Annotated in this window: 2 protein-coding genes and 3 pseudogenes; all 5 read left to right on the forward strand. The window is 33.3% G+C overall.

The features are described from left to right. The first annotated feature begins 142 nt into the window (after window positions 1-142). Window positions 143-854: pseudogene (locus A966_RS00100) on the forward strand (HK97 family phage prohead protease). Window positions 855-873: 19 nt separating this feature from the next. After that, window positions 874-2,220 (forward strand): annotated as a pseudogene (locus tag A966_RS00105) (phage major capsid protein). An 11-nt stretch (window positions 2,221-2,231) separates the two neighbouring features. Continuing rightward, window positions 2,232-2,636 (forward strand): annotated as a pseudogene (locus A966_RS00110) (head-tail connector protein). A 108-nt stretch (window positions 2,637-2,744) separates the two neighbouring features. Beyond that, complete coding sequence (locus A966_RS00115) at window positions 2,745-3,086, forward strand: phage head completion protein (RefSeq protein ID WP_008721148.1); 342 nt, start codon at window positions 2,745-2,747, stop codon at window positions 3,084-3,086. Window position 3,087: 1 nt separating this feature from the next. After that, window positions 3,088-3,542: HK97-gp10 family putative phage morphogenesis protein (locus tag A966_RS00120; RefSeq protein WP_008721150.1), on the forward strand; the 455-nt coding region annotated here is incomplete at its 3' end.

Genomic DNA, 3,542 nt, shown 5'->3' on the forward strand with positions numbered 1-3,542 from the left:
GAAACTTCAGAAAATGAGAGCAATCAAAACTTTAATATAAATAATAATGATGAAAATAAAAAATTAGAAGAGGAATATAAAGATGCCAGCAAGCAACAATGAAATGAGCCGACGCTCTAGGCATAATTCATTATGCCTAGAAATTAGAAGCGGCACCGAAGGTGGACACAGTCGCGAATATAGCAACAATGAAATTAGAAGTATAGATATTAATATTCAAAAAAGTACAGACACAGAAGGTGAACCTCTTAAATTAAGAGGCTATGCTATTGTATATAATTCTTTAAGTGAGCCTCTTTATGGTGATTTATTTAGAGAGCGTATAAACAGAGGAGCTTTCACTAAATCATTATTAGAAAATGATCAAGTATGTTTATGGGGACATGATACAAGATATGTTCTAGGCAGAAAGAGTTCTGGCACATTAATTTTAAGAGAAGATGAAAAAGGGTTATATTTTGAAGTTTCTATGCCAAATACTACTTGGGCAAGAGATTTGAAAGAAAGCGTGGACAGAGGCGATATAAAGCAGATGTCTTTCGGCTTCAAAGTAGTGAGAGATAATTGGATTGATGATAAAGAAACATTAAAAGAATATGGAATGCCTATACGTGAAGTAGAAGAAATCACTTTGCATGAAATATCATTAGTAACATTTCCTGCTTATACAGAAACAAATGTTAGAGATCAAAATAATGATGCATATATTCCACCGAGTAGGTGCCTTGCCTACTGCACGCAGAGCGTCGGCAAAACCGCCTGATAAATCTATGCCTACAGTAAATGATGATTTTGATTATAGAAATAAAGAATATGAACAAAAAATAAAATATCTAAAAATAAAAAATAAATAATAATAAGGAGTATCAAATTATGTCACCAGAAGAATTGAGAGCTTTAATAGAAAAACTAAAAAATGAAAATGCTTTAGATTTACAATCTATTGATGAACTTATGGCAAGACGACAGTCCGCCTACGGCGAAAGACAAGCATATTCTGCTATGAGTATCACGCAAGGTGTGCCTTCGGCAGAAGAGAGAGAAAATAACACGCAAGGTGTACCTTCGGTAAAAGAAGATGTATCAAAACTAGATAATGATATAGATACTTTAATAAAGAATATAGAAAATAGAAATAAGGAAATAGAGAGAAATGATAAACTTCTATCACTTCAAACTAAATCTTCTATGAATAAAAGAAATTTAGCTGATAATTTGGACAATTCATCTGCTGATGATAACGAATCTGAATTAAGAGCTAAAGTTGATAGATGGTTTATAACAGGCAATGATAAAGAAATAAGAGAAACACTTCAGGCAGGCGTTGCTGAAGGCGGCGGATATACTATAGCCCCACAGTATCTAGTAAAGCAAATTATAAAAGACTTAGATGAAACAGTACAGATAAGAAAAAGAGCAAATATCATTCCTGCTATGAATGGATATGCTAGTATAGGAATACCTACACTTGACAGCGATTTAAATGATCTTGATTGGACAGCAGAAATCGCATAAGTTACAGAAGATACAAATATATCTTTTGGAAAAAGAGAAATGAAGGCTAATCAATTAACTAAGTTAGTTAAACTTAGTAAAAGATTAATAAAGCAAAGCAATATAGATATTCAAGGTTTAGTTGAGGAGAGAATAGCATATAAATTGGCTTCTACATTAGAGCATAATTATTTATATGGAAATGGTCAGGATAAACCTCTAGGTATATTTGCTCAAACTTCAGATAATACAGCAGCTATTCCAACTGACAGAGATATAAAAGTAGGAACTGCAAGTGCTGCTATAACTTATGATGGATTAGTAGATGCCGTAAGCGGATTGAAAGGCGGATATCAAAACGGAGCTGTATGGATGCTTAATAAAAAAGCAGTTGCTGCTTTAAGAAAATTAAAAGATAAGCAGGACCATCCTATTTGGCAGGAAAGTTTAATAGCGGGACAGCCTAGTATTCTACTTGGTATCCCTGTTGTGCAAAATGACTTTATTGAAGATAAGTTGGAAGCTACAAAATATTTTGGGTTCTTAGCAAACTTAAAATATTATTGGATTATGGACAGCTTGTCTATGGAACTTCAAGTTTTGCATGAGTTATACAGCAAAACAAATCAGGTAGGTTTTCAAGTAGGATATTGGGGAGATGGTGCTCCTATTCAAAAATCAGCATTTGTAAGATTACTTCCAAATGATCAAGCGTATGCAGCTTAAGGCTTTTATATATGAGCAGTGATACTGAAGATATTAATAGTATAGACATTGATGTCGGAAAAGTAGTCGCCGAAGGCGTGCTTTAGCAAGAGGCAGGTACCGAAGGTATGCTGTCGCAAGATGATGACAGAGTAGTCACTTTGTCAGAGTTCAAAAAGTTTCTAAACTTAGAAGGGATTGACTATGATGATGATATACTGCATCTTACTTTAGACAGTGCAATCGGCTATTGTAATAAAGCTAATGAAACAGAATACAAAAGAGCCGATTGTCCTCCTGAAGTTAGGTATGCAATTCTTGGACTTGCTGCTCATTATTTTGAAAGCAAAACAGGAGAAGCTAGTCAAAGTGAAGAAGTTGCTTTGAAAGGTGTTCACAGATTGTTGGCTATTGCGAGGGAAAAGTTTACTCTATAGGAGATGAGCCAAGCCAGCCCCACAGGGGCACAGTCGTGCGAATAAGTAAACTTATTCGCTTTTATTAGGCGATGCGAATATTGCCTATGGCACGCAGGAGCGACAATAATGAAAGTTGGAAAATTAATTCATACTATAACTTTTTATAGAACGAAGTATATAGATAATGGAAACGGAACAGGAAGTAATGAATTAATAGAATTAAGAAAAGTAAAATGCTCTATTGAAGATATAACATATAAAGATATACAGCAGGGTAAAAGAAAAGATTTAGAAAGAACTTTGAAAGTACATACTCATTATTTCAAAGAGTTTGATACCAAAGGAATGATGGCAAAAATAAACCGTGAAAATGATATCTATGAAGTTATTAATATGGAGAATGTTTCATATAAAAATATAGAATGCATATTTACAATAAAGAAATTAGTAAATAATAAAAGTAAATAATATGTCAGCTGTAAGCAGAAAAACTTCTATAAGTATAAAAGGACTTGATGAGTTTAGAAAAACTTTAGAAGAACTAGGAGGCGATTTTAAAAAAGCTATAAAAGCAGGAGCTAGAAAAGCAGGAAATGAAATAGCTAAAGAAGCTAATGCAGAGGCTAAAAGCAGAGGCTGGAGTGAAGATAAATATTATGATGTAAAAGAAAGAAAATCATCAAAAGGAAGTGATACTTCGGTAGCAATAAAAGTAGGTACATTAGAAGTTAGGGGCGGAGGAGTTCCTCAAAAAAATAAAATAAAATGGTATAAAGAGCAAGGAGACAGATATTATGTTCGGTTTCCAGAATACGGTAGTATTTATCAGCCTCCTCAGCCTCTTTTAATTCCAATTTTTGAAAATAAAAAACCTGTTATAGAAGAATATATAAAACAGAAATTACAACAAGCAATAGATAAGGT

The sequence above is a fragment of the Brachyspira hampsonii 30446 genome (assembly GCF_000316195.1).
Classification (GTDB): domain Bacteria; phylum Spirochaetota; class Brachyspiria; order Brachyspirales; family Brachyspiraceae; genus Brachyspira; species Brachyspira hampsonii_C.

What these genes read in the sequence shown, in the direction of transcription:
- A966_RS00115 (WP_008721148.1), top strand. Translation starts at nt 2,745, where the DNA reads ATGAAAGTTGGAAAATTAATTCATACTATAACTTTTTATAGAACGAAG.